We start from the raw sequence: 26445 nt of genomic DNA, 5'->3' as shown, positions 1-26445 counted from the left end.
CTCAGGCTCCCTCGACGAGACGGCTGTCGGCATAGACGTGGACATAGGCTGGATCGAACTTCAGCCCGATCGCCGAGCCCTGCGGCGAGAAGCCGGCCGGCAGGCGCGCGGCGAACTTGACGTCGCCGACGCGAACGCGGGCGAAACGGATGCGGCCGAGATCGTCGACGCGTTCGATATTGGCGTCGAGCAGGCCCGGTCCGGGTTGAGCGACATCGACGAATTCCGGGCGGACGCCGATCTCGATCTTGGCGCCGGCCGGCAGCGCGTCGTAGCTGCGCGACAGCGTCAGGGTGTGGCCATCGATGCGGGCCTCGCGGCCCTTCACCTCGGCGGAGAGGATGTTCATGCCGGGCGAGCCGATGAAGTAGCCGACGAAGGTGTGCGCGGGCTTGTCGAACAATTCCGCCGGCGTGCCGCTCTGCACCACGCGGCCGTCGTGCATCACGACGACGGTGTCGGCGAAGGTCAGCGCCTCGGTCTGGTCGTGGGTGACGTAGATCATCGTCAGGTCGAGCTCGCGATGCAGCGCCTTCAGCTTCGAGCGGAGCTGCCATTTCAGCTCGGGATCGATCACGGTCAGCGGCTCGTCGAACAACACGGCGGCGACGTCGGAGCGCACCAGGCCGCGGCCGAGCGAGATCTTCTGCTTGGCGTCGGCGGTGAGCCGTGTCGCCTTGCGATGGAGGTCCGGCGTCAGGTCCAAGAGCCGCGCGATCTCGGCGACGCGCTTGTCGATCTCCGCTTTCGGCACGCCGCGGTTCTTGAGCGGAAAGGCGAGGTTCTCGCCGACCGTCATGGTGTCGTAGATCACCGGAAACTGGAACACCTGCGCGATGTTGCGCTCGCGGGTCGAGGCTTTGGTGATGTCGGTGCCGTCGAACAGGATCTTGCCGTGCGAAGGCGTCAGAATGCCGGAGATCAAGTTGAGCAGCGTGGTCTTGCCGCAGCCGGACGGGCCGAGCAGCGCATAGGCGCCGCCCTGGCGCCAGGTCATCGTCACCGGCTTCAGCGCGTAGCTCTCGATATCGCCGCTGTTGCCGTTGTAGGCGTGGGCGAGATCGACGAGGTCAATGCGGGCCATGCGGCATCTCCCTCAGATCGCCGGCGCGGCGACCAGGCGGTCGCCAGCGTCGAACACGAACACATTGGACGGATCGAGCACCGCGTCGAGGATCTCGCCGGGCTCGTATTCATGGACGCCGTGCAGCACGGAGACCCAGTTCATGCCGTCGCGCGTCAGATGCACGAAGCTCTCCGATCCCGTGATCTCGGTGACCGAGACGATCGCAGGAAAGGCATGGCGGCCGTGGCTGCCATCGCCTTTGCCAAGCCCGAGCTGATGCGGGCGGAAGCCCACGCGATAGGCGCCATCGGGCAGATCAGCATAGAGGCCTACCGCCGGCGCCTTGACCCCGCCGGCGTACTCCACGCTCTCGCCGCGCTTCTGGATCTCGACCGTATTCATCGGCGGGTCCGAGAACACCTGGCCGACACGCAAGGTGTCGGGTCGGCGATACACGGCCGCAGTATCGCCGGCCTGCAGCGCCTGCCCTTCCCACATGCAGATGGTGCGGCCGCCGAGCAGCAGCGCCTCCGACGGCTCGGTGGTGGCGTAGACGAAGATTGCGCCGGATGCCTCGAAGATGCGCGGCAGCTCGGTGCGCAGCTCCTCGCGCAGCTTGTAGTCGAGATTGGCGAGCGGCTCGTCCAGCAGCACGAGGTCCGCACCCTTCACCAGGGCGCGCGCGATCGCGGTGCGCTGCTGCTGGCCGCCGGAGAGCTGCAGCGGCGTACGCTTCAGATAGGGCTCGAGCCGGAGCAGCCGGGCTGCTTCCGCCACGCGCTTCTCGATCTCCTGGCGCGACTTGCCTTGCACGCGCAACGGCGAAGCGATGTTCTCATAGACCGAGAGCGAGGGATAGTTGATGAACTGCTGATAGACCATCGCGACCGAGCGCTGCCGCACGTCGGCGCCGGTGACGTCCTTGCCGTCGACCAGCACCCGCCCCGTGGTCGGCCGGTCGAGGCCGGCGAGCAGCCGCATGATCGAGGTCTTGCCGGACAGCGTCGGCCCGAGCAGCACGCTCAGCGTACCGCGCTGCAACGTCAGCGAGACGTCGCGAATGGTGGTCACGCCGTCGACAATTCGGGAGACGTGATCGAGCGTCACGCTCATGCGCGCCCTCCCGCCTCGCGCGCCGGCACGGCGGAGCGCTCGCGATTGGCTGTGATCCACGCATCGAGCGCGGCGATCTCAGCCGCCGACATCCGCAACCCCAGCTTCGATCGCCGCCACACGATGTCCTCGGCCGTCAACGCCCACTCGTTCGTCATCAGGTACCTGACTTCACGCTCCGTCAAGGTGCCACCGAAATCCTGGCCGAGATCGGCCAAAGATGTCGCACCGGCGAGCATGGCCGCAGCCCGCGTGCCATAGGCATGGGCGATCCGCTTCGCATGTGCATCCGACAGGAACGGATAGGTCTTGCGGAGATCCGCAATCAACGGCCCGACGGCCGAAACCTTCATGTCGCCGCCGGGCAGCGACGCCTTGCCGGTCCATCCCTCCTCCGCCTTGCCCCCTTTCAGATAGGGCGCGAGACGCTCCAGCGCCTCTTCCGACAGGCGCCGGTAGGTGGTGATCTTGCCGCCATAGATCGACAGCAGCGGCAAGCCGCCGGGCGTATCGAGCTCGAACACGTAGTCGCGGGTCGCCGCCTTGGCCTCGGAGGCGCCGTCGTCATAGAGCGGACGCACGCCGGAATAGCTCCACACAACGTCGGCCGGCGTCACCGGCTTGGCGAGATATTCCCCGAGCGCGGCGCAGAGATAGGCGATCTCCTCGTCGGTCGCCTTCACCTTGGCCGGATCACCCTGATAGTCGCGATCGGTGGTGCCGATCAGCGTGAAATCCTGCTGATAGGGAATGGCGAAGATGATACGGCCGTCGGCGTTCTGGAAGATGTAGGCGCGATCGTGATCGTAGAGCTTGCGCACCACGATGTGCGAGCCCTGCACCAGCCGCACCTTGGCCTTGGCATTGACGCCGGCGCCGGTCGCCAGCACCTGCTCGACCCAGGGACCGGCGGCATTGACCAGCGCGCGCGCCTTGATGGTCTCGCGCTCGCCGGTCTGCGTGTTATCGGTCGTGACCAGCCAATGGCCGCCATCCTGACGGATCTCGGTCGCACGGGCGCGGGTGCGGATGACGGCGCCGCGATCGGCAGCATCCCGCGCGGTCAGCACGACCAGACGCGCATCGTCGACGAAGCAGTCGGAATATTCGAAGCCCTTGCTGTAGCGCCCGGGGATCAAGGGGCGGCCGACCTCGTCGCTGCGCAGGTTCACCGACCGCGTCGGCGGCAGCAGCTTGCGGCCGCCGAGATGGTCATAGAGGAACAGGCCGAGGCGCAGCAGCCAGGCCGGGCGCAGCCCCGAATGATGCGGCAGCACGAAGCGCAGCGGACGGATGATGTGGGGCGCGATCTGCCACAGGACTTCGCGCTCGATCAGCGCCTCGCGGACCAGCCGGAACTCGTAATATTCGAGATAGCGCAGGCCGCCATGCACGAGCTTGGTCGACCAGGACGAGGTTCCGCTCGCCAGATCATTCATTTCACAAAGGAAAACGGAATTTCCGCGTCCGGCCGCATCGCGCGCGATGCCGCAACCGTTCACGCCGCCTCCGATAATGGCGAGGTCGTAGATCCGCTCCAACAGACGCATCCCCCGGCAATCGCCTTGACTGCGGCGATTTCACTTTCGGTTTCGAGTTAAACACAAACGAAAGTGAAAGCAAATCGAAATTCGCATGTTGGGCCGCGGTTGGGCAAAACCTGCCCAAACCGGGATCAAGGAGCCTGCGAGAGTGGCGGAAAGTCAGGCGCGGCGGAGCACGGCGGACCCCGCCGTTTCGGTTGCCTCTACGGCGTCGTCGGCCTCGTCGGCGGACATCGCCGAGACCACCTCGATGCCGCGGCTATGGCAGAGGCTGGCCAGTCCGTCCGGCAGCGGCCGGTCGGTGACGAAGGTCTGGATCTGGCTGAGATGGGCGATGCGCACCGGCGCGCTGCGGTGGAGCTTGGTGGAATCGGCCACCAGCATCACGCTGCGGGCATTGGCGATGATCGCCTGCGCCACCTGGACCTCGCGATAGTCGAAGTCGAGCAGCGCGCCTTCCTCGTCGATCGCGGATGCGCCGATGATCGCATAGTCGACCTTGAACTGGCCGATCAGCTGCGTCGCGGTCGATCCGATCACGCCGCCGTCTGAGCGCCGCACCGTGCCGCCGGCCACGATCACCTCGATGCGCGGATGCGGATAGAGCAGCATCGCGACGTTGAGATTGTTGGTGATGACGAGCAGGTCCTGGTGCGACGACAGCGCGCTCGCCACCTCCTCCGTCGTGGTGCCGATATTGATGAACAGCGAGGAGCCGTTCGGAATCCGCGCGGCTGCGACCGCACCGATCGCCTTCTTCTCCTCGGCAGCGACGAAGCGCCGCGCCTCGTAGGCGAGATTCTCGACCCCGGAGGCGATGATGGCCCCGCCATGGATGCGCGTCAGCGCGCGCTGCTCGCACAGATCGTTGAGGTCCTTGCGGATGGTCTGGGCCGAGACTTCGAAGCGGCGCGCGAGATCCTCCACCATGACGCGGCCGGAGGCGCGCGCGATGTTGAGGATGTCGGTCTGGCGTTGAGAGAGGACGGCCATGGCAAGCTTTCGGGGACAAGCTGCACCATGGTGATGCTGATCGAGTCAAGCGTCAATCGGCAAGCATTGGGCGCATCGCAGCAATCGCCTGAAACGTCGCGGCGGTCTGGTCCGGCTGACGTCCGCCGTGTGCGCCCGTCTGCTCAGGCGGCTGCGCTCAGCTCGCCGGTCACGAGCCGAATCGCGGCGCGTTCGGCTTCGCGGGCATTGCGAAACACCTGGCCCTCGAGGGCATTGAAGCGATGGGACGCCGCGAAGAAGCGGAAGCCGCCGCGATCACGGACGACGATCCCCGCCGCCTGGGAGCTGACCTCGATGATGTAGGTGTCGGACATTGCGCAATCCCGTCGTTCATTCCGGGGCGTATAACCGAGCTCCATGACGAATGTTCCGTGCAGGGAGCCACCGGCCATTCCGATGTGAATGCCAACAGGAAATTGTGTGGATGTTATGTTGGCTGCGCTGCACGCACTCACGCCGTGACCCATGTCGAATCAGTGCGGATCATCCGGCACGAGCGTCACCTTGCGCAGCGACGCATCGGCTCCGCCGAGACGGTGTTGATGCTGACCGAGCAACTGATAGATCGTACGCAGATCCCTCAACACCTCGACGTGATGTTCACGAAACGCGCTGAGCTGATTCTCGTAGACGCAAATCCTGCGCTCGGCGTGGAGAAGCCGCTGCTGCAGCTTCTTCAGGACCTGCAAGGTCAGTTTCTCGTCAACGTCCGACATGGACTTCCTCCCACCCTGTTCGCGCAACACGCCCCCGCCGTTTCCTCTGTGCCGGCAATTTTTTCCGGCTGGCATTTTTTGCCTTGTGGATCGAAAACGAACTGCCGTCAGCGCTGCTCGTCCGAATGTGCCACTCGAAGCACGCAATACGGCAGAGACGCGGCAACGCGCAGCCAAGCAACCAGAACTTGCAATTATCGTAAAGACGCTCGCCCTGTGGACAAGGCGCATCTCGCGCGAGAGTGATCGCGGCAGACGCCGAGCGCGCATGCTCGGCCTTCGCGTCTCCGTCCCGCCCGCCCCAAACAAACGCGTATCGCCGGATCGCGGTTCCTTATGCCGAGCGAGCGACATATGCGGCGGATTAACAGAGGTTACTTGCGCCGACAGACCGCGAATGTGATCAGGCTGTGACGGAGCCGTCGCGCCGGATCGGCTGCGGCCGGCCATCGTCGTCGATCGACACGTAGGTGAAGTTGCCGTCGGTGACGAGGATCGGCTGCTCCTCCTTCCGGCGCAGCACCCAGGCTTCGAGACGCACCGTCATCGAGGTGCGGCCGACGCGGACGAGATGCGCATAGACCGAAACGAGATCGCCGACATACACCGCCTTGCGGAAGTTCATCGCCTCGATCGCGACCGTCACCGTGCGCGACTTCGCGACCTTGGCGGCGTACACGCCGCCGCCGACGTCCATCTGGCTGAGCAGCCAGCCGCCGAAGATGTCGCCATTGGCATTGGTGTCGGCCGGCATCGCCAGGGTGCGGATGCAGAGATCGCCGCGGGGCTCGGTCGGCGCGGACAGCGCGGCATGGACGGTCGCTTCGGTCACGTCGGGTGGTCTCCAATTGCAGCAGCGTTCAAGAGGCGCAAGTCCGTCAGTCCGGCCTCGCCATTTCGAACATCGCCTCCTGCATGATCTCGAAATAGTCGCCGCGACGCCCGGCACGGACGATCGGATGCGCCAGCGCCGTCTGGTAGACGCCATCCTTGATCAGCGTCTTGTCGATATGCACGCCGACCACCTCGCCGAGCGTCAGCCAGGCCTGCGCCTTGGCACCGTCGGCGCCCTGCAGCTGGATGATCTGCGTCACCTTGCACTCGAACGCGACAGGGCTTTCGCCGACGCGCGGCACGTTGACGAACTTGCAAGCTACCGGCGTCACGCCCGCAAGCTTGAACTCGTCGACCTCGCGCGCGACATGCGCGGCGGTCGCATTCATCTGCGTCGCCAAGCCGCGCGTCACCAGGTTCCAGACGAACTCGCCGGTGTCCTGGATGTTGGCGACCGAGTCCTTCCACTGCGTCGAGGAGAAGCCGATGATCGGCGGCGTGTAGTTGAAGGCGTTGAAAAAGCTGTACGGCGCAAGGTTGACGTGACCGTCCGGATCACGCGACGAGATCCAGCCGATCGGACGCGGCGCGACGATGGCGTTGAAGGGATCGTGGCGCAGGCCGTGGCCGTTCTTCGGTTCGTAGAAATGCAGATCCCGTTCGGTCACGCCGTCGTCCCTTCCGTCATTGCGGGGAGCGCAAGCGACGAAGCTTCGCTCGAATGACGGCGAACTTAGCTTGCAGCGCGCCTGGAACCAAGGCCTGACAGCACGAAATCGATCATCTCGTCGATCGTCGGGCCCGGCTTGGTCGCGCATTGCGCGATCATCTGCGGATGGAAGAAGCGCATCATCGCGGTCGTCGCACATTTTGCCGCCAGCGGCAGATCGGTGACCGCGAATTCGCCGGACGCCGCGCCCTGCCCGATCACCCGGCCGATGATTTCGGTGATCAGCAGCATGTGCGCCTCGCAGACGTCCCAGCTCTCCTCCATCGCCACCGCGACCATCTCGTGCAGCTTGCTGTCGCCGACATAGCGCTCGGTGTTCATGCGATGGATCGTGCCGAGCAGCTCGCGCAGCCGCGGCGCCGCCGGGCCGGGCCGCTCCGCGATCATGATGGCGGCCGCCTCGACCTGGGCCATCAGCGTGTGGGCGACCCCCCGGTGGATCGCCTTCTTGGAGTCGAAGAACCGGTAGACATTCGCCGGGCTCATACGGAGCTCCTTGGCGATGTCGGCGACGGTCGTCTTCTGGTAGCCGATCTGTCGAAACAGGCGCTCAGCAACGACGAGAATGCGCTCGTGCGTATCGGATTCGATATGGTCGGAAACCAGGGTCATCATGCCTGCGATCTTGTTGGTCCTTCATTCGGCGGCCTCGGCCAGAGGAAGCGCGGGCCTCGGCACGTCAGTGTGCTGCGCTGCGGAATGATCCGCGTCTTTCGCTCCGCGCTCGTCCAGACTCTTGCGGAACCATAGGGCATACAATCCAGGCAAGTACAGCAGCGTCAGGAAGGTTGCAACGAACAACCCGCCCATGATGGTGATCGCCATCGGGCCCCAGAACGCCGAGCGCGACAGCGGGATCATGGCGAGGATCGCGGCGAGCGCGGTCAGCACCACGGGGCGGGCACGGCGCACCGTGGCCTCGATGATCGCCTCCTTACGGGTCAGGCCATGGGCAACGTCGGTCTCGATCTGATCGACCAGGATCACCGCGTTGCGCATGATCATGCCGGCGAGCGCGATCAGGCCGAGCAGCGCCACGAAGCCGAACGGCGCGTTGGCGACATTGAGCCCGAGCGAGGCGCCGACGATGCCGAGCGGCGCGGTCAGGAACACCAGGATCAGCCGTGAGAAGCTCTGCAGCTGGATCATCAGCAGGGTCAGCATCACGATGACCATCAGCGGAAACAGCACGAAGATCGAGGCATTGCCCTTGGCGGATTCCTCGAACGCGCCGCCGGCCTCGATCCGGTAGGCGGGCGCGAGGTGGTTGCGGATATCCTGCAGCTTCGGCGAGATCTGGTTGGTGACATCCGGCGCCTGGACGCCATCCGCCACGTCGGCGCGCACCGTGATCGCCATGTCGCGGTTGCGACGCCACAGGATCGGCTCCTCGTGGGAATACTCGATCTTGGCGATCTGCTGCAGCGGCACGGCCACGCCGTTCTTCGAGGTGATGGTGAGGTCGCCGACATGGGCGAGATCCAGCCGTTCGGACGGCGCCGCACGGGCGACGACGCCGACCTTCTCGATGCCGTCACGGATGGTCGTGACCTGCACGCCGGAGATCAGCATCGCCAGCGACTGCGACACGTCCTGCGGGGTCAGGCCGAGCGCGCGGGCACGATCCTGGTCGACGACCAGCTTGAGGTAGGGCGACTGCTCGTTCCAGTCGAGCTGCGGATCCCTGACATTCGGGTTCTGGCGCATGACGTCGCGCACCTGATGGGCGATCTCGCGCACCTTCGCCGCATCCGGGCCAATGACGCGGAACTGGACCGGGAAGCCGACCGGCGGACCGAAATTGAAGCGATCGACGCGGACGCGCGCTTCGTTCAGCTCGCCATTCGCAGCCGCGGTCTCGATCTTGGCCTTGATGCGCTCGCGCGCGGCGACGTCCTTGGCGACGATCACGATCTCGGCGAAGGCCTCGTTCGGAAGTTGCGGGTTGAGGCCGAGCCAGAACCGCGGCGAGCCCTGCCCGACATAGGCGGTGTAGGTCTCGATGTCCTTGTCGTCCTTGAGCAGCTTCTCTGCTGATTTGGCAGCCTTCTCGGTGACACCGAATGCGGTGCCCTCCGGCAGCCGCAACTGCAGGAACAGCTCGGGGCGTTCCGACAGCGGGAAGAACTGCTGCTGGACGTGGCCGAAGGCCACGATCGATGCCGCGAACACGCCGACCGTCGCAGCGACTGTGGTGATGCGGTGATCGACGCACCAGCGGATCACGCGGCGCAGGCCGCGATACATGCGCGTATCGTAGATCGCGTGCTCATCATGGTCGTGATGAACCTTGATGTCGGGCAGCAGCTTGACGCCGATATAGGGCGTGAAGATCACCGCGACGAACCACGACGCGACCAGCGCGATGGCGACGATCCAGAAGATGCTGCCGGCATATTCGCCGACCGCCGAATTGGCAAAGCCGATCGGCAGGAAGCCGGCGGCCGTGACCAGGGTGCCGGTCAGCATCGGGAACGCGGTGGATTCCCAGGCAAACGACGCGGCGCGCATCCGGTCCCAGCCCTGCTCCATCTTCACCACCATCATCTCGACCGCGATGATGGCATCGTCGACCAGCAGGCCGAGCGCGATGATGAGGGCGCCGAGCGAGATGCGGTGCAGGTTGAGCCCCATGATGTTCATGACGATGAAGACGAGTCCGAGCACCAGCGGCACCGACAGCGCCACCACGATGCCGGTGCGCCATCCCAGCGCCAGGAACGAGACGAACAACACGATCACCAGCGCCTCGACGAACGAGTGCACGAACTCGCTGACGGCGTGCTCGACCACCTTGGGCTGGTCTGCGATCTGCTCGATCTCGATGCCCTGCGGCACCGCCTTCATGAAATCGTCGGCGGCGGCGTGCACCTCCTTGCCGAGCTCCAGGATGTTGGCCTCCTTGGCCGTGACCACGCCGATGCCGAGCGCGGGCTTGCCCTCCTGCCGCACCTTGAAGCTCGGCGGATCGACGTAGCCGTGGGTGACGGTCGCGATGTCGCCGAGCCGGAACACGCGTCCGTTGCTTTCGACCGGCGTCTCCGCCACCGCCTTGGCGCCGTCGAGCGCGCCGGTAACGCGCAGCGGCACGCGCTGCGACGAGGTCTCGACCGTGCCGGCCGGGGTCACATTGTTCTGCTTGGCCAACGAATCGAACAGGGCCTGCGGTGTGATGCCGAGCGTGGCGAGCTTGGCATGGCTGAACTCGACATAGATGCGCTCGTCCTGGGTGCCGTAGAGATTGACCTTGGTGACGCCGGTGACCTTGAGCAGGCGCTGGCGCAGGCCTTCGGCGGTCTTCTTCAATTGCGCATAATCGGCGCCGTCGCCGGTCATCATGAACAAGATGGAATCGACGTCGGAGAACTCGTCATTGACGAACGGCCCGACGATGCCCGACGGCAGCGACGACTGCACGTCGTCGAGCTTCTTGCGGATCAGGTAGAACAGATGCGGCACCTCTGCCGGCGGCGTCGAATCGCGGAAGGTCACCTGCATCGCGGTGAAGGCCGGCTTCGAATAGGTCTGCACCTTCTCGAAGTAAGGCAGCTCCTGCAGCTTCTTCTCGATGGGGTCGGCGACCTGGCTCTGCATCTCGGCCGCCGTCGCGCCCGGCCACATCACCGAGACGTTGACGACCTTGACGGTGAAGAACGGATCTTCGGCACGGCCGAGCTTCTGATAGGAGAAGAAGCCGGCGACGCCGAGCGCGATGATCAGGAACAGCACCAGCGGCGGATGATTGACCGCCCAGGCCGACAGGTTGAACCGCTTCATGGGTGCTCTCCGATGATCCGATATCGCTATTCCAGGCCATTCTCAGTGATCGTCATTGCGAGCGAAGCGACTTGTCCGCCATAGCCCGAAGGGCGACGGTGGAAGCAATCCAGGAATCCTTCCGTGGAAACAGTCTGGATTGCTTCGTCGCTTCGCTCCTCGCAATGACAACCATTACTTTCGTCATTCCGGGGCGATGCGAAGCATCGAACCCGGAATCTCGAGGTTCCGGGTTCGCACTGCGTGCGCCCGGAACGACAGGAGAACTAGAACGTCAGCGCTGACACGACCCGCACCTTCTGGGCGGGATCGATCTTCTGCACGCCGAGCGCCACGACCTTGTCGCCCTCGTCGACGCCTGACGTGACGAGCACATCCTTGCTGTCATAGGCCTTCACCTTCACCGGCTTCAGCGTCACCTCGCCCTTGTCGTTGACGACATAGAGCGACGGATCGCGGCCCTCGCTGAACAGCGCCGACAGCGGCAGCCGCGCGACGCGCGTGGTGGCGGGATCGGCGAGCGTCAAGGTCGCGGTCATACCGAGCGAGACGGCTTCGCCGGCGTCCGGCAGCGAGAACTTGGCGAGATAGGTGCGCGTCGCGGAATCGGCGGTGGGCGCGATCTCGCGCAGCTTCGCCGCATATTTCTTGTCGGCTTCCGACCACAGCGTGACGTAGGCGCTACCGGTCTTGGCGCGTTCGAGCAGGGTCTCCGGGATCGCGACCACCGCCTCCTTCTCTGCGAAACGCGCGACACGGATCGCCGCCTGGCCGGCGGCAACGACCACGCCTGGCTCGATCATGCTCGCGGTGACGACACCGCGCGCGTCCGCAACCAGCGTCGCGTAGGACAGCGAGTTGCGGGTCAGCTCGACCGAGCGTTCGGCACGGTTGAGCCGTGCCCTCGCCTCGTCGGCGGACGCCCTGGCCTGGTCCATCTGAGCATCGGTGGTCCAGCCCTTGGCCCGCAGCTCCTTGGCTCGGGTCTCGGCGGCGGACGCCTGCGCAAGCACGCCGGTGGCGGCGCGGAATTCGGCTTCGGCCTGCTCGGCCTGGAGCTTCAGGTCGACCTCGTCGAGCGTGGCGAGCGGCTGGCCGACATCGACGGTCTGGCCGACCTCGACCAGGCGCTTGGCGACCTTGCCGGCGACGCGGAAGCCGATATCGGCCTCGATGCGCGGCCTGATGGTGCCGACGAAGCTGCGTTCAGGCGTCTCGGCCTCGTAATGCACGGGGGCGACCAGTACCGGCCGGATTGGCTCGGCTTTCTGGGCGACGGTTTCATTGCACCCGGCCAGGGCGACGGCCATGGTGGCCAGCGCAAGACCAGTCAACAGCTTGGAATAGCTCGCGAAAATCAGGCGGATCAACATGGGGCACCCTCGCTGCAGTTGCGAGGAAGTGTCGAATGTTGAGTGACGATTGTCAATATTCGTCAGTGATCATGACTTCGTGAACATCTGGACAATGTTGCCGCAGGTGCTCATTGGCGCGGCAGGCGGGCTCTGAACTGCGTCAATGCCCACCCCCGCCGTCCTTTCGGGGCCGTGCCGGACAACGGTCGAAAGCCGAATGCCGATCACAGCATGCACGTGGGACTCACTCCGCCGGCGCCTGGTCCGCGAATTCGACCCTGCTCTCATGGCCGCCGAAGAACACGAGCAGCCCGGCGATCAGCGGCAACACCGACAGCGCGAGCAGGCCGTGGGTGGTGGAGCCGGTGGTGTCCTTGATCCAGCCGACCAGATAGGGACCGCCGAAGCCGGCGAGATTGCCGATCGAGTTGATCAGCGCGATGGCGCCGGCCGCTGCCGTGCCCGACAGCCACGCCGTGGGCAGTGTCCAGAACACGCCGAAGACGCAGAACACGCCGATCGCGGCGACCGTCAGCGCGACCATGGTGAGCGTGGGATCGCCGATCACGCTCGAGGCGGCCAGCGCGACAGCGATCAGGATCAGCGGCGCGCCGACATGGATCACGCGCTCGCGCGTCGCATCGGAATGCCGCGCCCACAGGATCATCGCGACGGTGCCGAACGCATAGGGGATCGCGGTGACGAAGCCGGTCTGCACATTGGTCAGTCCGAACGCCTTGACGATCTGCGGCAGCCAGAACTGCATGCCGTAGAGCGCGCCGACGAAGCCGAAATAGATCAGGCTGAGCACGATCACCTTGGGCGACGCCAGCGCCTCACCGAGCGTCATGTGTCCGGCGGCCTGCTTCGCCGCCGTTTCGGCCTCGAGCCTTGCCGCGAGCCAGGCCTTCTGCTCCGCCGACAGCCAGGTCGCGTGCTCCGGCCGGTCGGTCAAATAGAACCAGGTGACGACGCCGAGGATGATGGACGGAATTCCCTCGATGATGAACAGCCACTGCCAGCCCTGCAGCCCCATCAGGCCGTGCATGCCGAGCAGCAGGCCGGAGACGGGCGCGCCGATGACGGTCGAAATCGGCACGGCAACCGCGAAGGCGGCGAGGAAGCGCGCGCGATACTGCGCGGGATACCAGTAAGTGAGATAGAGGATGATGCCGGGAAAGAATCCGGCCTCGGCGACGCCGAGCAGGAAGCGCAGCGTGTAGAAGCTCCAGGGGCCGGAGACCACGGCCATCAGCGCCGAGATGATCCCCCAGGTCACCATGATGCGGGCGATCCAGCGGCTGGCGCCGAACTTCTCCAGCGCGAGATTGCTCGGCACCTCGAAGATGAAATAGCCGATGAAGAAGATGCCCGCGCCCCAGGCGAACACCAGCGGCGAGAATTTCAGCTCCGCGTTCATGGTCAGCGCGGCGAAGCCGAGATTGACGCGATCCAGATAGGAGAAGAAATAGGCGAGCACCAGAAACGGAATCAGCCGCCAGGAGATCGCGCGGATGGTCGCGGCCTCGATGTCGGAGCGGCCGGGTGCGGCCGGAGTGGTGGCGGACGGACTCATCGATCTCCTCCCGGGAGCTTTCTGGACATTGATAGTTGAAGGCGGTGTTGAGCATCGGTCGTGGCAAGTCAATCGGAAAACCTGACATCCCACAGCCCACCGGCGCATCGCGGGGGCGCGGCGCGCGCATGACGCCGCTATCCTCCTGGCGGCCGCCGCGCGCCGGCAAGCGCCGCCGCGCCGCGATGGCGTTTGCGACGGCACTGATCATGATCGCGCTCGGGCTCGGCCTGCGCTTCCATGGTCTCGGCCTCGGCCTTCCCGCCTTCATCGTCAAGTATGGCGGCTCGGTGCTCTGGGCGACGATGGTCCATCTGCTGCTCGTCGCACTGCTCCCGCTGATGTCGTGGCGGCTGATTGGCGGGCTCGCGATCGCAATCGCCGCCATCGTCGAAGCCTCCAGGCTGATCCACACGCCCTGGCTCGACAGCTTCCGCTTGACCTTGGCCGGCGCGCTGCTGCTCGGACGGATCTTCTCGCTGTGGAACATCGCGGCCTATGTCGTCGGCGTCGTCATCGGCATCTGGATCGACCGATGCGCGACGCGGCCTGCTGCGGCATAGGCCTGTCCACGGCAGGCCGCGATATCAACCGACAGCTCAGATCGGCCCCGCGCCGGCGCGGCCGAAGAAGGCCTTCAGCTCCTCCGCCAGGATGGCAGGCTGTTCTTCCGGAATGTAGTGACCGCACCCGGAGATGATGATGCCCTCGACGTGATCGGCGACCTCCCTGAGCGGCGCGGCCATGTCCACGATCGATCCCTGGTCGGCACCGACGGCCAGCACCGGCGGCTTCAGCTTGCCCCTTTGTTTCAGCTCGCGGTTCTGAAGCGCGGACAGTGCGGCGGCACGATAATAAGCGAGCCCGGCGCGCAAGCCGCCGGCCTTGGTCAGCACGCGGGCGTATTCGTCGAGATCGCTTTCGGAGAACGCCTGGGGATCGGCCCCTTTGCGGCGCAGGAACCACGCGAGATAGTCGCGTTCGCGGCCATGGATCAGCATCTCCGGGAGATCCGCGACGGCGTGGAACGCGAAGTGCCAGGTGCGCCACGCGCGGTCGGGCGCGAACGGCAGCGCCTCGGGCAAGGTGACGCCCGGAATTCCTGCATCGAGCAGGGCCAGACTGCGCACCTCGGCTTCGAACAGGGCCGCATAGGGATAGGCCACCCACGCGCCGATATCATGGGCCACCAGATGATAGCTGGTGACGCCGAGCTGCTGCAGCAGGCGATGCACCGCCGTGGCCAGGGCCTGCGTGTCGTAGCCTTCCGCTGGCCGGTCCGAGTCGCCCTGCCCCGGGAGATCCGGCGCGATGACCCGATAGCGCGACCCGAGCAGCGGCATGACCTTGCGCCAGGCAAACCAGCTTTCGGGGAAGCCTGCGAGCAGCACCACCACCTCGCCATCCGGCGGGCCACCGCTGACATAGTGCAGCCTGACACCCTCGACTGTCTCGAAGCGGTGGGTGAATCCCGGCAACGAGGGCTCGGCGCGACAGAACGGCTCAGCCGCGACCAGGCGCGACGGACTTTGGGCAGAGATGGCGTTCATCAACTCGGGCACGATCATTCTCCTTATTATAGAACAAATGTTTCCTAATTTGGCACGATGTCACGCGAACAAGGTCGCGGCTTGATTTGCGACGCTCATCATCTCGCTCTTGGCACGCCCCGTCTTGCCGACCACCCGCAGCCCCTGGATTACACAGAAAAGAGCGCCAGCCACGGCTTCCGCGTCGAGATTCGGCCGGATCGATCCGTCGGATTGTCCGAGCTTGATCAGATCGCACACCAGGCTCTCAACCCGGCGCATCGCCCCGCGGACCTTGGCGGCGGCCTCCGCATCCAAGGTGGCGAGCTCCGCCGCGCTGGTGACGACCATGCAACCGCGCCGGCCCTCGCTGTCACTGGCGGACTCGGCATAGAACTGCAGCAAGGCCCGCAGCTTGTCGCGGCCGCTGTGCTGCGCATCGAGACGTTCGCGCAGCTGTCGGTCACGCCGCGCGATGTAGTAATCGAGTGTCGCGAGGAAGATCGCGCGCTTGTCCTGGAACGCCTTGTAGAGACTTCCCGTCGCGAGCTTCATCGCGACGCGTAGCTCGGCCAGCGATGCCGCGTGGTAGCCGCGCTCGCTGAAGACCACCAGCGCCCTGCTCAAGGCGGTATCCATGTCAAACTCGCGCGGCCGGCCAGGCCCACGGCGCTCGACGGCATCCTTCGGAGACTTCATCATGGCCGGATAATAGGAAACAATCATTCCCAATTCAAGCGAAAACGGACCCGTTGCTCCCGGCCTCAATCTCCAAGCTGAAACTTCTGGAACCGGTGCAGCTCATCCTCGATCACCCGCTTCAGCGCCTTGCGCCGCTCGCCACGCGCGGCCTTGCCCTGGCCGACCCAGCTCCATTTCTGCATCAGGAGCTTGCCGTTCTGGCGGTCGGTCTTGAGGTCGAGCGCGGCGACGATCTCGTCGCCGACCAGGACGGGCAGCGCGAAATAGCCGAACAGGCGCTTGTCCTTCGGGACATAGGCCTCGAAGCGATGATCGTAGTCGAAGATCGCCTGCGTCCGCTTGCGCTGGATGATCAGCGGATCGAACGGCGACAGAATGTGCACGCGCGCCGGATCGATCTCGATCGGCGCTGCCAATGCAGCAGGCGTGATCCAGTGCTCCTGCTTGCCGGCGCCCTCCGCCGTCACCGGCAGCAGCTCGCCGCGCCGGACCCTGGCATCGATGACCCGGCGCACGGCGGCCTTGCTTGGCGCATTGAGATGGCAGAGCGAATCGAGGCTGACGACGCCTTGGGCGCGCAAGCCGCGGTCGAGCAGATAGGTTGCGATCTCGCGATCATTGGCGCCCTTCGGCAGCCGTTCCCAGCCGAAATGCCGGGTGGTGAGGTCGTAGGTCTTGAGCATGCCGTCGCGGCCCGACACCGTCAGCACGCCCTCGTAGAAGCCGAGCTGCAGCGCGCGCTTCGACGGCTTGCGGCTGGCCCAGGCGTGGTCCTTCTCGCGCAGAACGTCGTCGTCGATGTCGCGGATCGTCAGCGCGCCGCCTTGGCGGATCAGCCGCATGACCTTGCGCGTATCCTCAGGCTTCACGGTCGTGAGCCAGCGATGGCCCTCGCGGCGGTGGCGGCGCATCGCCGGAACGAAGTAGCGGAAGTCCTGCACCGGAATATAGGACAGCGCGTGGGTCCAATATTCGAAGACGGTCTTGTCGGTGCTCTGCGCCTGCCTGAGATCGGCGCGGCGATAGGCGGGAATGCGGCTGAACAGGATGTGGTGATGGCAGCGCTCGATGACGTTGATGGTGTCGATCTGCACATAGCCGAGATGGGCAATGGCGGCGGCGACCGCCTCGGGGCCCGCGCCGAACGGCGCCTCGGCATCGAGCCGCTGCGCGCGCAGCCAGATGCGGCGCGCCTGCGGCTTGGGGAGCGGGATGGGCGTGGAAACGGCGGGCATGCCGCGCAATGGTGCGAGATTCGCCCCCGCTCCCGCAACGGCAAATCAGGCCGGCGAGATCCCCTAGCGGAACCTCAAGGCTTGGACTTGTCCGGAATGCTGCCGGTGGCGATCTCGGCCTTGCAGCTGGCGCGGCCGGGATCCGGCGCACGGCACTTGTAGATGCGGCCGGTCAGGCGGTCGACCAGCCAGGCCGTATCCTCGGAGGGACTTTCCAGGCCGACATAGCGGTTGCCGACCGCAGTGATCAGCGTCGACAGCAGGATCGATGCCGCAATGATGCCAGCTCCGATCAGCGTCGACATGGAACCCACTGATCCCGTCTGATCCTGACTGCTTGCCCGATGGGACTGATAGTCGCGCCTGTGCGATGGGTTGAACACGGCTTTGCTTTTCTGTTCGCGTTTCTTTGACTACGAATCCACTCGCCGTTTGCGTCCCTCAGGTTTGCGATTTTTTCCCGGCGAGCGCTATCCGGTAGAACCGCATCTGGCCGATTTGTTGTTCGCGGACCGGCCACCTGCCGATCGCTTTGCGGCAGCGCGCGGCGCATCCCGCGGACCACTCGCTTCGCCCCTCAAGCGCCGCCCGGTCCGGCAACGTGACGTCGATCACATTTGATGCTTTGAACCCGTTCTATCGTTCACGCATCCAATGGCCATAGGGCATGACGACCCGAGGATAACGACGATGACCCCATATTTTGGACGCTTTGCAGTTCAGGCGGCGGCGTTCTCCGCCATGCTGGCGATCGGTGCAGGCACCGCGCTCGCCGGCGAGGCCGTATCGGCCGACAAGATCCTCAACGCGCTGAAGCCGAAGGCCGTGACGCGCGGCATTTCGGTCGGACCGCAGGCGACTCCGCAGGCCGACGCGGCAGCGCAGGCGAAGCAAGCGGCCTTCATCGACAGCATGCGCAACCGCAAGACCCGCTCGCTGTCGCTCGGCGAGCGCGAGCAGATTGCCGAGATCGCGGCCACCAAGCCCAAGATCGATCTCGAGATCCAGTTCGACTACAACTCGGCCGAGATCAGCAAGGCCTCGATGCCGGCCGTGCAGGAGCTCGGCAAGGCGCTGTCCGATCCGAACCTGAAGGGCTCGACCTTCGTGGTCGCCGGCCATACCGACGGCATCGGCAGCGACGGCTTCAACCAGGATCTCTCCGAGCGCCGTGCCGACACCATCAAACGCTATCTGGTCGAGAAGTTCGCCCTCCCCGGCCAGGACCTCGTCACGGTCGGCTATGGCAAGACCAAGCTCAAGGACGCGGCCAACCCGGCCGATCCGCTCAACCGGCGGGTCCAGGTCGTCAACATGGACACCAAAACCGCGGCGAAGTGAGCGCTCCGCCGCGCATCGCCCCGCCTGCCCACGGTCCCTGGCGGGCGGGGCGCTTTTTGTCCGGTTTCAGATCCAGCTCTGGAACAGCATCAACCGGGTGAAGGTCTGCATCGTCGTGCCGATGAAGGCGGCGCTGACCGGCAGCATCGCGACGAAGCCCAGGATCGCGACGGCGACATAGCTCAACAGCACCCAGCGCGGCCAGCGGGTCAGCACATGGACGAGCGCGAGGCTCGCCAGCGTCGCCGACGGCAGGTAGTAGTAGATGAAGCTCAGCGCGCGCGGCAGCAGCGCCCAGGGCAGATAGCAGCCGAGATAGAACGCCAGGATCAGGAACGCCGTCGCGCTGCGCGTCGCGATGAAATCCCGGACGCAGATCGCGATCGCCGCAAGCGCCGGCCACAGCACCAGCGGATTGCCGAGCAGCACCACCGCGGCGATGTCGGTGTCGCTCGTCTTGTCGAACAAGAACCAGACCGGACGGACCAGCAACGGCCAGGTCGGCCACGCGCTCATATAGGTGTGGCCGGCGATCGCCGTGGTGACGCTGTCGTCAAAGATGCGCCGCTGCGCCTCGAAGATGCCCACGACGGACAGGCCGTGCAGCGGGACGAAGGTCGCGAGATAGCAGACGGTGGGCATCGCGACGAGGCACAGCACGATCTGCGGCCAGCTCAGTTGCGGCCATTGCTCGGGCCGATACCAGTCGGTCGGCTCGCCATCACCGAACGAGGTCTGCCAATGCTGCAACAGCTTGATGAGACCGACGATGAGAAGCGCCGTCAGCAGCGGAAACAGCCCGCTCCATTTGCAGGCGATCGCAAGGCCGAACAGCGCGCCCGCCAGCGCGAACACGACCTGCGGCCGGCGCTGCCGGAACGAAAACAGAAAGGCCGCGATCCCGAGCAGGCTGAAGGCGAGCGCGCCGATGTCGAGCATCGCGATGCGCGCCTGCACGAACAGCATCTGGTTGAAGGCCGCGAGCAGCGCCGCCGCAATGGCAGGCCATTGCGCCGCGAACAGCGCCAGGCCGCATAGATAGATCGCGGCCACGGCGAGCCCGCCGAGCACGGTACCGGGATAGCGCCATGCGAAGGCGTTATCGCCGAACGTCCTGATCGACAGCGCAATCAGCTCCTTGGCGAGCGGCGGATGCATCGGGTTGAGCTGCGGCGTCGCCGGCGCCAGTCCCAGCATCTGCCGCGCCGCCGGCACGTAATGCACCTCGTCGAAGACGAATTTCGGCGGCGAGGCGAGCCCGATCATCAGCACGACGTGCGCGATCGCGAAGATCAGCAATGCCGTCATCACACAGCGGCGGACCGACAGAGCGCCATCCTGCGCAACCTCGCCGTCCTCTTCGTCGTCATCGCGGCGAGCAGCAGATACCTTCATGGGCCTCCGCGTTGAACTGATCTCACGGTGGCGGCAACTAACCACCGAACGGTCATCGAGGCAAACTTGTGCCTATTTTACAACAACCCCGCGCGCCGTCTTCGGCTAGATTGGGCAAGGAACAATCTTCGGTGTGGATATGAATCAGCGTCGCCGAGCCTGTGTCGCTGCAATCTCGGCCGCCGCCCTGCTGGGCTTGGCGGGCGGGGCAAGCGCCGACGGCCGCATCGGCGAGGCCGTGCTGGTGCAGAAGGACGTGCTGCGCGTGGCAGGCGCGTCGAGCAGTCCGATCAATGTCGGCGACGGCGTCGTGCGCAACGAGACGGTGCGCACCGGCAATGACAGCGCCGCGCGGCTCGTCATGATCGACAGCACCAATCTCTCGCTCGGCGCCAACGCCACCCTGACGCTCGACCGCACCGTCTTCAACGACGAGACCAGCTATCGCGATATCGCGATCCGGCTCGGCACCGGCGCGTTCCGCTTCGTCACCGGCCATTCCGAGAAAACCGCCTACAAGATCAACACGCCGCTCGCGACCATCGGCGTGCGCGGCACCATCCTCGACATCCGCTCGCAGCGCGGCCAGACCATGGTCGTGCTGCAGGAAGGCGCTTCGCGGGTCTGCACCCTCACCTTCCAATGCCTCGAGCTGACGCAGCCGGGCGACACCGCGATCATCACCGCGACCGGCAACGGCCGAAGCGCGATCAAGAAGACCAGCAATCCGTCCTGGAGTTTTGCCGCGACCTGCGCGTCGACATCCGGCCTTTGCACGGTCACCGATCTCGCCAGCAATGCGCCGCCGCAGGACTTCACCGGCATCCTGTGCGGGCGATGACGATGAGAACGCACCGCGGTCAGCTTGCTCTCCTGATGACCGCCATCGCCGGCGGGCTGCTCGCGCTTGCGCTGCAAGCCGCGCCGGCCGCCGCGCAGAGCAGTTGCGGGGTGGACAATTTCGCGGCGGCGCCGTGCCCCACCCCGTCGCCGTCGCCGACCTCCTCGCCCACCGCGACGCCGACGCCGTCGGCCACGCCGACATCGACCTCAAGTCCGACACCGACGCCCTCTCCCTCGATCTCGCCGACCCCGTCGCCGTCGCCCACCGGCGCGGGAAACAGCGCGAACGCGATCAACGGCCTCGCCGACCAGCGCTTCAACCAGATGATCACCAACCGCGTGCTCGGGCTGGTGCTGCTAGGCGTCAACGAGCAGGTCAACTGCAACGACTGCATCAGCGCATTCGGCTCGGCCGGCTCGTTCTCGGCCGGCATCCATGGCCGCAAGCAGCTCACCAACAATCTGGCGCTGCTCGCGGGCCTCGCCTACACGCACTACGACGAGAACGGCTACCACGTGACGTCGGCGCCGATCGGCGCCTTCGCACTGCGCTACGACTTCGTCGACTGGGGCTCGTCGCGGCCGTTCTTCGACGTCGGCACGATCCTGACGCCCTATGAGCGCGTGCGCTACGGCCGGAGCTATGCAACGAGCCTCGGTAACGTCACGGTGGACGGCACCACCACGGCATCGAACTACGCGGTCTACGGCCGCGCCGGCTGGATCAGCCGGCTCTCGCCGCGCGACGAGCTCGCGGCGTCGGTCGAGCTGTGGCAGTTGTGGCAGCACGTCGCCGGCTATCGCGATCCCACGGTGGCCTTCAACCCGTTCGATGCGACGATCGCCGGCGGCACCGACCGCACCAGCCTGGTCAAGGTCGGTGGCCAGTGGACCCACCTGTTCGGCACGAGCATCGAGGCCAACATCAATGGCGGCTACGTCCAGTCGTTCGCGACCAGCTCCGGCATCGTCGCCACCGTCACCGGCAACGGCACGGTGACGCCGACCATGGGCAACCAGGGCTGGTTCGAATATGGCGGCCGGCTCGGCTTCCGCCTGCCGCAGGGCTGGATCGCCGATCTGTTCGTCAACGGCACGCTCGGCCCGCAGCCGGTCGGCAACACCATCCACGGCGGCATCGGCCTGCGCGTCCATTATTAGCGGCTGGCGCTGGCCCCTGGCGGGTGCACCAGGGCCGGCTGTTCGCCGACATCCTGCGAGTCGGGCTGCCGAGCGCGCTCAACGCGGTCATGGTCAATCTCACCGTCATCCTGGTGACCGCGCTCTACGCATTGGTGTGCAGCCGCGTTCTCTCGCCCCGGATCTGGCGTTCGCCTCGTTAGCGCGACATCCACCGGCGGGCGCAATCCGACCGCTTGCAACTCACAAGCCGTCACCGCCAAATACAGGCAATTCGCGCGACTGCTACCAATGAGTGGTGCGAACGGGCACCTGTCGATGATCCGGCAAACGGGCTGATAACCTTCCGCTTCCGCTACTCCGCTGCCGGTTTCCTTTACGGAACCGGATTCAGCATGCGGTAACGTCTGACCGCCACTTCCTTTGCAGCAGGGGCTCGCATCCGCCGGCATCGAGCCTCGGACAGCCATCAGCAGGAAGCGTCGCACATGACCGCATCGATTTCGTCGAAGACTCTTCGCGATCTGGCATGGAGATTTGGCCGCGCGAAGGACGGCCAGATCAGCATGATCTTCGCCATCACCATCATCCCGATCCTGGTGTCGGTCGGCGCCGCGGTCGATTTCGCCAAGTCGAGCGACACCAGGGCGCAGTTGCAGAAGTCGGTCGACGCCGCGGTCCTCGCTGGCGTGACCCAGGCGAGCGCGCAGCAGGTGTCGACCGCGAGCGCGGTGTTCTCGGGCAGCTTCAAAGGCCGGTTCGGCACCGGCACAACGGCGACCTTCACGCCCAACAGCGACGGCTCGCTGTCGGGCACTGCGACGACCTCGGTGAAGACCTCGTTCCTCAACGTGATGGGCACGACATCGCTCGGCGTGACGGCGTCCGCAACGGCCAAGGCCGGCGCGCAGACCACGTCGCCCGTCTGCATCCTGCTGGTCAGCACCATCAACGCGCAATCATTGCTGGTGAATTCCGGGGCCCAGCTCAATGCGCCGAGCTGCGAGATCCACGTGCTGTCGACGCAGAGCCCGGCCGCGATGTTCAACGCCACGCTCAACGTCAAGCGCATCTGCATCAAGGGCACCAACATCACCAAGAACGGCGGCGTCACTCCGCCGGCCGAGACCGGCTGCGCGGCGATCTCCGACCCATTTGCCGGCAAGCTGCCCGCCGTCACGGTGGGCGCGTGCACCACCAACAACAAAGTCTATGATCCCGGCTCGGTCACGCTCAATCCCGGCGTCTATTGCGGCGCGACCAATTTCAACGGCTCCGGCACGCTGACGCTCAATCCGGGCCTCTACATCATCAAGGGCGGCGCGATGACCTTCAACTCGGGATGGACGGTCACCGGCAGCGGCGTCACCTTCTACCTCGTCGACCAGAACGCGACGCTCACCTTCAACGGCAACGTCAATGCGACGCTGTCGGCGCCGACCAGCGGCACCTACGCCAATATCCTGATGTACGAGCCGAGCGGCCTGTCGACGACGAACCTGCCGATCAACGGCACCAGCAGCTCGTCCTACACCGGCCTGATGTATCTGCCGAGCCGCAACGTCACCATCAACTCGGTCTCGACCATGAGCAGCAACAGCGTCACGATGGTGTTCAACACGCTGATCCTGAACCAGACCAACTGGGCGATCGCCCCCGGCGCACTGTCGATGTCGGCGGCCAGTGGTCCGGCCGGCACGGCGTTCCTGTCGAGGTAGGTGCCATAGCTGAGCCAATTCTCGTGAGCGCCGTTTCAGTGGCTGGTCGCAGGGACTGACGACCCGGCTACACGAAAAGATATCAGCTCCTCTTTTAGGAGATGAAACGGAGCTGCATCCCGCCACCGATACTGCTTCCCTCTCCGCGTTCTTCACGGCAGAGGGAACGCGGTGTCGCTGGCGGCTGCAGCGTCGTTTCAGCACTGCAAGGGCTTCACCAGCTCACCAGAGCCGCTCGCGCCCTGCGTCTCGGCCGCCGCCTCTGCCGACTCCCCAAGCGGCCGCGAGCCCGCCCACTCACGCCTTCGTCGCCACGCTCTCCCCTTGACACCCTCTCCCGTTTCAGATGATGTTACGTTATAACATTGCATAAAGAGGCCGCATGCCCGCCCGCCGGCACCGACCCTTTCCCCTGAAGAGGCTGTTCGATCTCGATGCGCAAACTCCCCGTCACGGTCTTGTCCGGCTTCCTCGGGGCTGGGAAGACCACTTTGGTCAGCCACATCCTGAACAACCGCCAGGCTCGGAAGCTGGCGCCGCACCAACGAGGCGGCCTGACCAGCATTCATCCGAACGACGGCTCGGGTGCAACGACCAGCGAGACACACGCGCGACAGTCGCCCCTGCTTCGCGTGTGAGAGGGAAGGCGGTATAGCCGCTCCCTGCCCGGCGGAGCCGTCGCGAGACGGCTCCGCCATTTCCTTGATGGCTACGACTTCGATTCGGCAGGATCGCGGTGCACCGGGTCGATCCACAGCACCGTCTCGGGCTTCTCGACCGGCTCGATGTCGATGTTGATCGCGACCGCCTCGCCGTCGCTGCGCACCAGCACGCATTCGAGCACTTCGTCCGGGCTCGCATTGATCTCCTGGTGCGGCACATAGGGCGGCACGAAGATGAAATCGCCGGGACCGGCCTCCGCGGTGAACTGCAGCCGATCGCCCCAGCGCATCCGCGCCTTGCCTTTCACGACGTAGATCACGCTCTCGAGATGGCCGTGATGATGCGCCCCGGTCTTGGCGTCAGGCCTGATCGTGACCGTGCCCGCCCACAATTTCTGCGCTCCGACGCGCGCGAAGTTGATCGCCGCCTTGCGGTCCATGCCCGGCGTCGACGGCACGTTGGAATCGAGCTGATTGCCCGGAATGACGCGGACGCCGTCGTGCTTCCAGCGCTCGTCGCCGTGATCGTGGGAATGGCCGTGCGCGTGATCGTGAGAGCCTGACATGATTTCTTCTCGGGATTTCGTCGGTTCGAGGGAACCAACCGTTCTTAGCCGAAATGCCGCAGCGAAGCTATTCGCAGTTCCGCGCGAACCTTTCTGCATTGCGTGCGTTGGATCGGTGGAGTTCACACGAACAACGGAGGACGAAATCATGGGTGCCACCACCGACAAGATCAAGGGCGTCGCCAACGAGACCATCGGCAAGGCCAAGCAGGGCATCGGCGAAGCCACCGGCTCCGAGCGCCTGCAGGGCGAGGGTGCCGTGCAGGAGATCAAGGGCAAGGGCCAGCAGGCGCTGGGCGATGCCAAGCAGGCGACCAAGGACGCGGTGAACACTGCCGCCGGCGCCGCCAACAAGAACCTCTGAGCAGGATCGGCGCGACCGCTGAGGTCGCGCGTTGATGCTCAATAGAAACTAAAAGGACCGGCTCCTCGTGGGCCGGTCCTTTCGTTTTATATCGCGTCCGAGAAATAGCTCGTGCTTACCTCCGTCATCGCGAGCGAAGCGACGCGATCCAGAGTCCCGACCGGACACTGGATTGCTTCGCCGCCTGCGGCTCCTCGCAATGACGGCGGTGAAAGCCTTTGCATCAACTCACCTCGTGATGAAAGCGGGCGAAGGCAGCGTCTCTACTTCACGCCGAGCAGTTCGACGTCGAACATCAGCGTCGCGTTCGGCGGAATCACGCCGCCGGCGCCGGGGGCGCCGTAGCCCAGCTCGGGCGGAATGATCAGGGTACGCTTGCCGCCGACCTTCATGGTGGCGACGCCCTCGTCCCAGCCGGCGATCACGCGCTTCATGCCGATCGGGAATTCGAACGGCTCGTTGCGATCCACCGACGAGTCGAATTTCTTGCCCTTCTGGCCGTTCTCATAGAGCCAGCCCGTATAATGCATCACGCAGGTCTGACCGCGCGTCGGCGTGGCGCCGGTGCCTTCCTTGGTGTCGATGATCTGCAGTCCGGAGGGAGTGGTCATGGTCTTTCCTGTGGGTTTGGCGGAACTGGTCTGTGCCGAGACCGCGCGGGAGCCCAGCAAGACACCGGCCGCGGCCGATGCCGCCGCCATCAGCGCAACTCTTCTGTTCATCGGACGCCGCATGCTCCAGACCGCCTCTGCTCGTTCACGGGAGCCGCGGTTTAGCTCATGCGGGAGCGGCTGACCAGCCCGGCATCTGTTTCCGAAAAAAATAATCCTCTTGCCAATAATCGGAAATCATGATTATCTCCGCGCATCCCGCCTCATTGCGGAGGGGCGTTGCGCGCGATCGTCACGACACGCGAGGCGGGGAGCGATGGCCGCGATCATGCCGCAGCGCATTTTCGGATGCGCGGACGAACGGCAGCTCGCGGACGTGAAGTCGCAGCGTCCTGATACCCCGATGCTGGTATCACGCGCAGTGCGCGCAAGCGCATTGTCGCAATGGTGGCCAACAAGCCCGGCGCACCAGGGAGACTGCGTATAAGCGTGAAGACCGTCGCGCAGGGAGGGCCGGATGGCGGATTCAATTGGTCATCGCAACACTCGATGAGGAGGTTGCGATGGGCATTCGAAAGAAACGGTCAACGCGGGGCAAGCTGGGATCATTGGGG

27 protein-coding genes and 1 pseudogene are annotated in these 26445 nt (G+C 65.3%); 8 read left to right on the top strand and 20 right to left on the bottom strand.

The window, feature by feature from the left end:
- Position 1 precedes the first annotated feature (1 nt).
- The 12 genes from QX041_RS28995 to QX041_RS28940 form a co-directional block, all read right to left on the bottom strand.
- On the bottom strand, positions 2-1084 hold the full coding sequence (locus QX041_RS28995) for an ABC transporter ATP-binding protein (protein WP_315717339.1): 1083 nt from the start codon (positions 1082-1084) through the stop codon (positions 2-4).
- A 12-nt stretch (positions 1085-1096) separates the two neighbouring features.
- Entirely contained in the window at positions 1097-2179 is a 1083-nt protein-coding gene (locus tag QX041_RS28990) for an ABC transporter ATP-binding protein (RefSeq protein ID WP_315717340.1), read from the bottom strand.
- Positions 2176-3729, bottom strand: coding sequence for a glycerol-3-phosphate dehydrogenase (gene glpD / locus QX041_RS28985; RefSeq protein WP_316167409.1), 1554 nt, complete (start codon positions 3727-3729; stop codon positions 2176-2178). Before glpD ends, QX041_RS28990 begins: the two co-directional genes overlap by 4 nt.
- A gap of 153 nt (positions 3730-3882) precedes the next feature.
- On the bottom strand, positions 3883-4716 hold the full coding sequence (locus QX041_RS28980) for a DeoR/GlpR family DNA-binding transcription regulator (RefSeq protein WP_315717342.1): 834 nt from the start codon (positions 4714-4716) through the stop codon (positions 3883-3885).
- Positions 4717-4859: 143 nt separating this feature from the next.
- Entirely contained in the window at positions 4860-5051 is a 192-nt protein-coding gene (locus tag QX041_RS28975; protein WP_315717343.1) for a hypothetical protein, read from the bottom strand.
- Between the two features lie 159 nt (positions 5052-5210).
- Complete coding sequence (locus QX041_RS28970; RefSeq protein ID WP_315717344.1) at positions 5211-5453, bottom strand: hypothetical protein; 243 nt, start codon at positions 5451-5453, stop codon at positions 5211-5213.
- Positions 5454-5856: 403 nt separating this feature from the next.
- Complete coding sequence (locus QX041_RS28965; protein WP_315717345.1) at positions 5857-6285, bottom strand: acyl-CoA thioesterase; 429 nt, start codon at positions 6283-6285, stop codon at positions 5857-5859.
- 46 nt (positions 6286-6331) lie between these two features.
- Entirely contained in the window at positions 6332-6955 is a 624-nt protein-coding gene (locus QX041_RS28960; protein ID WP_315717346.1) for a flavin reductase family protein, read from the bottom strand.
- A gap of 65 nt (positions 6956-7020) precedes the next feature.
- Positions 7021-7632, bottom strand: coding sequence for a TetR/AcrR family transcriptional regulator (locus tag QX041_RS28955; protein WP_315717347.1), 612 nt, complete (start codon positions 7630-7632; stop codon positions 7021-7023).
- Positions 7633-7653: 21 nt separating this feature from the next.
- Positions 7654-10794 (bottom strand): efflux RND transporter permease subunit, encoded by a 3141-nt coding sequence (locus tag QX041_RS28950; RefSeq protein ID WP_315717348.1) that lies wholly within the window; start codon positions 10792-10794, stop codon positions 7654-7656.
- A gap of 266 nt (positions 10795-11060) precedes the next feature.
- The gene (locus QX041_RS28945; protein WP_316167408.1) at positions 11061-12167 is read right to left on the bottom strand and encodes an efflux RND transporter periplasmic adaptor subunit; all 1107 of its coding nucleotides are present in this window, start codon (positions 12165-12167) and stop codon (positions 11061-11063) included.
- A 226-nt stretch (positions 12168-12393) separates the two neighbouring features.
- A complete protein-coding gene (locus QX041_RS28940) occupies positions 12394-13725 on the bottom strand; it encodes an MFS transporter (protein WP_316167406.1) in 1332 nt (443 codons plus the stop codon).
- A 128-nt stretch (positions 13726-13853) separates the two neighbouring features.
- On the opposite strand from QX041_RS28940, the gene QX041_RS28935 reads away from it, so the two are divergent.
- On the top strand, positions 13854-14288 hold the full coding sequence (locus QX041_RS28935; protein ID WP_410051899.1) for a DUF2809 domain-containing protein: 435 nt from the start codon (positions 13854-13856) through the stop codon (positions 14286-14288).
- Between the two features lie 36 nt (positions 14289-14324).
- Here the strand turns inward: QX041_RS28935 and QX041_RS28930 are convergent, their stop codons facing one another.
- The 5 genes from QX041_RS28930 to QX041_RS28910 form a co-directional block, all read right to left on the bottom strand.
- The gene (locus QX041_RS28930) at positions 14325-15287 is read right to left on the bottom strand and encodes an alpha/beta hydrolase (RefSeq protein ID WP_316167404.1); all 963 of its coding nucleotides are present in this window, start codon (positions 15285-15287) and stop codon (positions 14325-14327) included.
- Positions 15288-15335: 48 nt separating this feature from the next.
- Positions 15336-15893: a TetR/AcrR family transcriptional regulator gene (locus QX041_RS28925; RefSeq protein ID WP_316167403.1), complete on the bottom strand. Its 558-nt coding sequence runs from the start codon at positions 15891-15893 to the stop codon at positions 15336-15338.
- Between the two features lie 125 nt (positions 15894-16018).
- Positions 16019-17191 carry a winged helix-turn-helix domain-containing protein gene (locus QX041_RS28920; RefSeq protein ID WP_315750365.1) on the bottom strand — a complete coding sequence of 391 codons (1173 nt, stop codon included), beginning with the start codon at positions 17189-17191 and terminating at the stop codon, positions 16019-16021.
- 74 nt (positions 17192-17265) lie between these two features.
- A complete protein-coding gene (locus QX041_RS28915; RefSeq protein WP_315717355.1) occupies positions 17266-17496 on the bottom strand; it encodes a hypothetical protein in 231 nt (76 codons plus the stop codon).
- 136 nt (positions 17497-17632) lie between these two features.
- The gene (locus tag QX041_RS28910; protein ID WP_315717356.1) at positions 17633-17806 is read right to left on the bottom strand and encodes a hypothetical protein; all 174 of its coding nucleotides are present in this window, start codon (positions 17804-17806) and stop codon (positions 17633-17635) included.
- Positions 17807-17881: 75 nt separating this feature from the next.
- Between QX041_RS28910 and QX041_RS28905 the strand changes: the two genes are divergently transcribed.
- The gene (locus QX041_RS28905; RefSeq protein ID WP_315717358.1) at positions 17882-18532 is read left to right on the top strand and encodes an OmpA family protein; all 651 of its coding nucleotides are present in this window, start codon (positions 17882-17884) and stop codon (positions 18530-18532) included.
- Between the two features lie 66 nt (positions 18533-18598).
- On the opposite strand, the gene QX041_RS28900 is transcribed toward QX041_RS28905, so the two are convergent.
- Positions 18599-19927 (bottom strand): phospholipid carrier-dependent glycosyltransferase, encoded by a 1329-nt coding sequence (locus tag QX041_RS28900; protein ID WP_315827015.1) that lies wholly within the window; start codon positions 19925-19927, stop codon positions 18599-18601.
- A gap of 139 nt (positions 19928-20066) precedes the next feature.
- Between QX041_RS28900 and QX041_RS28895 the strand changes: the two genes are divergently transcribed.
- The 5 genes and pseudogenes from QX041_RS28895 to QX041_RS28875 all read left to right on the top strand — a co-directional run.
- Complete coding sequence (locus tag QX041_RS28895; protein WP_315717360.1) at positions 20067-20768, top strand: FecR domain-containing protein; 702 nt, start codon at positions 20067-20069, stop codon at positions 20766-20768.
- Positions 20765-21931, top strand: coding sequence for a hypothetical protein (locus QX041_RS28890; RefSeq protein ID WP_315750362.1), 1167 nt, complete (start codon positions 20765-20767; stop codon positions 21929-21931). Before QX041_RS28895 ends, QX041_RS28890 begins: the two co-directional genes overlap by 4 nt.
- Before the next feature lie 23 nt (positions 21932-21954).
- Entirely contained in the window at positions 21955-22113 is a 159-nt protein-coding gene (locus tag QX041_RS28885) for a hypothetical protein (RefSeq protein WP_315750456.1), read from the top strand.
- 285 nt (positions 22114-22398) lie between these two features.
- Positions 22399-23628, top strand: coding sequence for a Tad domain-containing protein (locus QX041_RS28880; RefSeq protein WP_315717362.1), 1230 nt, complete (start codon positions 22399-22401; stop codon positions 23626-23628).
- Between the two features lie 434 nt (positions 23629-24062).
- A pseudogene (locus QX041_RS28875) lies at positions 24063-24164 on the top strand (GTP-binding protein); the annotation flags it as partial.
- 173 nt (positions 24165-24337) lie between these two features.
- Here the strand turns inward: QX041_RS28875 and QX041_RS28870 are convergent.
- On the bottom strand, positions 24338-24856 hold the full coding sequence (locus QX041_RS28870; RefSeq protein WP_315717363.1) for a cupin domain-containing protein: 519 nt from the start codon (positions 24854-24856) through the stop codon (positions 24338-24340).
- Between the two features lie 148 nt (positions 24857-25004).
- On the opposite strand from QX041_RS28870, the gene QX041_RS28865 reads away from it, so the two are divergent.
- Positions 25005-25220 (top strand): CsbD family protein, encoded by a 216-nt coding sequence (locus QX041_RS28865; protein WP_315750360.1) that lies wholly within the window; start codon positions 25005-25007, stop codon positions 25218-25220.
- Positions 25221-25483: 263 nt separating this feature from the next.
- On the opposite strand, the gene QX041_RS28860 is transcribed toward QX041_RS28865, so the two are convergent.
- Positions 25484-25942 (bottom strand): FKBP-type peptidyl-prolyl cis-trans isomerase, encoded by a 459-nt coding sequence (locus tag QX041_RS28860; RefSeq protein WP_410051898.1) that lies wholly within the window; start codon positions 25940-25942, stop codon positions 25484-25486.
- Positions 25943-26445 lie beyond the last annotated feature (503 nt).

The sequence above is a fragment of the Bradyrhizobium sp. SZCCHNRI2009 genome (assembly GCF_032485115.1).
Taxonomy (GTDB): domain Bacteria; phylum Pseudomonadota; class Alphaproteobacteria; order Rhizobiales; family Xanthobacteraceae; genus Bradyrhizobium.
Note: the sequence above shows the minus strand (reverse complement) of the source record. Positions and strands in the feature narration are given on the sequence as shown.